The sequence below is a fragment of the Deinococcus marmoris DSM 12784 genome, from assembly GCF_000701405.1.
GTDB lineage: Bacteria > Deinococcota > Deinococci > Deinococcales > Deinococcaceae > Deinococcus > Deinococcus marmoris.
Genome location: NZ_JNIV01000178.1, coordinates 1 through 3,766, shown reverse-complemented (window position 1 = coordinate 3,766; position 3,766 = coordinate 1). Strand labels below are relative to the sequence as shown.

Annotated in this window: 4 protein-coding genes; 3 read left to right on the top strand and 1 reads right to left on the bottom strand. The window is 64.8% G+C overall.

Features of this window, described 5'->3' with window-relative positions; genetic code table 11:
- Positions 1 to 320: 320 nt before the first annotated feature.
- Both Q319_RS0122590 and rpmB read left to right on the top strand, forming a co-directional pair.
- Positions 321 to 2,027 (top strand): dynamin family protein, encoded by a 1,707-nt coding sequence (locus Q319_RS0122590; RefSeq protein ID WP_029484657.1) that lies wholly within the window; start codon positions 321 to 323, stop codon positions 2,025 to 2,027.
- A 192-nt stretch (positions 2,028 to 2,219) separates the two neighbouring features.
- The gene (gene rpmB, locus Q319_RS0122585) at positions 2,220 to 2,435 is read left to right on the top strand and encodes a 50S ribosomal protein L28 (protein ID WP_029484656.1); all 216 of its coding nucleotides are present in this window, start codon (positions 2,220 to 2,222) and stop codon (positions 2,433 to 2,435) included.
- 86 nt (positions 2,436 to 2,521) lie between these two features.
- Here rpmB and lspA read toward each other — a convergent pair whose 3' ends face one another.
- On the bottom strand, positions 2,522 to 3,094 hold the full coding sequence (gene lspA / locus Q319_RS0122580; RefSeq protein ID WP_081846251.1) for a signal peptidase II: 573 nt from the start codon (positions 3,092 to 3,094) through the stop codon (positions 2,522 to 2,524).
- A gap of 92 nt (positions 3,095 to 3,186) precedes the next feature.
- Between lspA and Q319_RS0122575 the strand changes: the two genes are divergently transcribed.
- Positions 3,187 to 3,657, top strand: coding sequence for an S-ribosylhomocysteine lyase (locus tag Q319_RS0122575; RefSeq protein ID WP_029484654.1), 471 nt, complete (start codon positions 3,187 to 3,189; stop codon positions 3,655 to 3,657).
- The last annotated feature ends 109 nt before the right edge of the window (positions 3,658 to 3,766 follow it).

The window sequence follows — 3,766 nt, the reverse complement described above, 5'->3', positions numbered from 1 at the left end:
CACTTCGCAAGCAGGGCATACATGTCTGGCAGGGCCTCGTGAGTGTATTTCGCGGTGACATCCTCATGCCCGACTTCTCGCGCTGAGTAGTTACTTTTTAGCTTCTTCCACCTTGTGGGGGAGGCTGGGAGGGGGGAAACGCAAGCGCCCTCCCAGCGCGGCCCGAACAAAATGACATCTGGCAAATACTGGGCGAAAAGGTCACTGTGAGGAAGATGTGCGCGGCGCTCAGCCGCTTCTGTACCAGTCGAGTGGTCCGGTCCAGACCCTCTTTTCTTGCCCGCACACTTGCGCTGGACTTCGTCCTCTACACTTCTGGCATGCAGGCCCCCCCTCTGGTCAACCCGCAGGTTCAGGCCCTGCTCTCGCGTGAGCGCACGCTGCTGGCCGATCTCCAGGCGTTTCTGGAAACCCAGGGGGCGCCGCCCGAGGTGGTGGAACACGCCCGCACGGCGGCCCGCAGCCTGGACGAGACCTTTCTGCTGGTGGTGGTGGGCGAATTCAACGCGGGCAAGAGCAGCTTCGTGAACGCGCTGCTGGGCGCGCAGGTGCTGCCCGAGGGGGTCACGCCCACCACGGACCGCATTTACGTACTGGTCCACGGCGAAAAGGCCGGGCAGATGGAGGCCACCAAGGATCCCTTCGTCAGCCGCCTGACTTACCCGCTGCCCAGTCTGGAGGGGGTGGCGCTGGTGGATACCCCCGGCACCAATGCGATCATCCGCCAGCATCAGGCGCTGACCGAGGGCTTCCTGCCGCGCGCCGATCTGGTGCTGTTCCTGACCAGTTCGGACCGCCCATTCACCGAGTCCGAACGCCAGTTCCTGAGTCTGGCCGCCCGCTGGGGCCGCAGCGTGATCATGGTGGTCAACAAGGCCGATCTGCTGGAAACCCAGGAGCAGAAGGCGCAGGTGCGCGAATTCGTGGAGACTGGGGCGCGCGGCGTGCTGGGCCTGACGCCGCCTGTCCTGCTGATCAGCGCGCGGGCCGAGCAGCGCGGCGGCGATCCGGGCTTCCACGCGCTGCGCGAGGTTCTCAAGATGCGCCTGTCACAGACCGAGCGCACCCGCCTCAAGTTGCAAAGCCCGCTGGGAACGGCGGCGGAATTGCTGTCGGGCGAGATCACCCGCGCCGACGCCGCCCGCCAAACCCTCAGTGAGGACCTGGGTATCCTGCGCGATCTGGAGGCCCAGCGCGAACACCACCGCGTGACCATGCTGGGCGAGCTGGACGGCCAACTGAACCGCGTGGCCCGTCTGCTCTCCGAATTCGAGGTGCGTGCGGACCGCTTTATCGACGACAAGCTGCGTTTCGGCAACATCCGGGGCCTGATCAACAGCCGCCAGATGGAAGAGCAATTCCGCACCGAGGCCGTGGCCGACTTGCCCGATGTGATTGACCGTCAGTTCGGCAGCATGATCGACCGCTTCGTGGAGGCCAATCTGAATTTCTGGGAGGACGTGCAGGCGTTCCTGATCCGCCGCCAGCCCAGCAGCGATGTGGCCCGCACCCGCTTCGCCTATGACCGGGGCGCGCTGCTGGAAAGCATTGCCGGGAGTGCCCACGATCACCTGGAAAACGTGACCGAGAACGAGCTGGCCCGCCAACTGGCCCGTGACGCCGAGGACGCCATGAAAGGCGCGGTGGGCGGACTGGCCGGGGGGCTGGGCATCGGCGCGGGCCTGGGAGCCTTGATCGGTGCGTCGGCGCTGGACTTCACAGGCGGCATCCTGGCGGGCCTGACCCTGGGCAGCCTGGGCCTGTTCGTGCTGCCCAACAAGCGGTTGCAGGCGCACCGGCAGCTCCGCAGCAAAGTGGAGAACCTGCGTGCCGCCCTGGAAACCATCGTCCGCCGCGAATACGAGCGAGAGCAGGAACGCGCCGACGCCCGCCTGCGCGATGCCATCAGCCCATATACCCGTTTCACCGAGCAGGAGCAGACGCGGCTGGAAGGCGCGAAGGTGCGGGCCGCCGAACTGGGCGGGGAGCTGGAGGCTTTGCGGCAAGAAGTGAAGGGCCTGAATTGAGGAGATGACGGCGCAGGAGTTGCCGCTTCTTTTTTCCACTTTCCCCGGTCCACTGGCGTGTGCTACAGTCGCAAGGCTTGTCGGATTCTGTCCGGCGTGCTGCCAGGCCCCGCCCCAGCAGCGCTGGTGGGGCTGAGCGCAGGCCCCCGGGCACAGCAAAAAAATCCGGCGCGGATTTAAGGAGAAACCATCATGTCGAAAGTATGCGAAGTATGCGGAAAGGGACCGATTGTCGTGAACTCGGTCATCCGCCGGGGTAAGGCCCGTGCGGCGGGCGGCGTGGGCCGCAAGGTCACTGGCGTCAGCAAGCGGGTCCAGAAGCCCAACCTCCAGCCCCTCACCGTCACCCGTGCAGGCACCCGCCTGCGCCTGCGGGTCTGCTCCAAGTGCCGCAAAAGCCTGACCTGACCTGAACTCAGGATTCGAGAACGCGCCCCCTTCCAGTCTGGAGGGGGGCGCGTTTGGTTGTGTTCTCGGCGTCTGGCAACCGTCGCTCAGGAGTTCCGGTCCATGCCGTTGTCCGGGTCGTGGCCGTGGGTCTTGGGTTTGCGGTCCATCACGAAGCTGCCAATCAACAACGCGATGGTTCCCCCCACCACGCAACTGTCTGCGATGTTGAAGATCGGGAAGTCGCCCTGCCCGATGGCGCGCGTGATGGCGCTCAGCGGCGGCGCATGGATCATGTCCGTGACCTTGCCGAAGCGAAGCCCGTCGATGGCGTTGCCGATGGCCCCCGCCGAGATCATGGCCAGCACCACGCTCAGAAAGCGGTGCTGCGGGCGCAGATACAGATAGACCAGAATGCCCAGTCCCACCAGCAGGCGGCCCAGCGCCAGGGGAGCCGCGCTGCCGCTGAACATGCTCCAGGCCGCGCCGGTGTTGAAGGTCAGGAACCACTCCAGGACGCCAGGAATGACTACACGGGCCGGTGCGGCCTCCACAAGGTTAGTCAGCGCCCATGCCTTAAGCCACTGATCTGCGGCGATCAGCACGGCGGCGATCAGCAGCGGCAGCCAGATAGAGGAGCGGGAAGCACGGTCAGTCAACGTGGGCACGCCGCGCAGTATATGGAGTGCCGCCTGAGGAGGAGGGGAGAGGCTGGCTGCCCCTCATCCCCTCACCACGTTCTGACGCATCGGTGACAGGCACAATAGAGGGCATGGCAAACGTCGAATCCTTCGATCTGGACCACACCAAAGTCACGGCCCCCTATGTCCGGCTGGCCGGAGTCAAGACCACCCCGCGTGGCGACAGCATCAGCAAGTACGACCTGCGGCTGCTTCAGCCCAATGCCGGGGCCATCGAACCCGCCGCCATTCATACCCTCGAACATCTGCTGGCGGGGTATCTGCGCGATCACCTGACTGACATCGTGGACGTATCTCCGATGGGCTGCCGCACGGGTATGTACATGGCGGTCATCGGCGAGCCGGACGAGCAGGGGGTTCTCAAAGCTTTTGAATCGGCTCTCAAAGACACTGCCGCGCATGACCGCCCCATCCCCGGCGTCAGCGAACTGGAGTGCGGCAACTTCCGTGACCACGATCTGGAGTCTGCGCGCAAACACGCCCAGGACGCGTTGGATGGGGGTTTGAAGGTGCAGAAAACGGTCCTGCTGGACCGGTCCTGAGAGGCACATCGGGCAGGGGGGTTGACAGTTCCGGGAATGCCCTGTATCTTTTCTGAGCCTCGAGAGAGGCGGGAAGCATGACAACCGAGCGTGAAAGAGCGAGAGAGAC

Excerpts from the sequence above, each read along its gene's own strand:
- Q319_RS0122590 (WP_029484657.1), top strand. The coding sequence starts at position 321 with ATGCAGGCCCCCCCTCTGGTCAACCCGCAGGTTCAGGCCCTGCTCTCG.
- rpmB (WP_029484656.1), top strand. The coding sequence starts at position 2,220 with ATGTCGAAAGTATGCGAAGTATGCGGAAAGGGACCGATTGTCGTGAAC.
- Q319_RS0122575 (WP_029484654.1), top strand. The coding sequence starts at position 3,187 with ATGGCAAACGTCGAATCCTTCGATCTGGACCACACCAAAGTCACGGCC.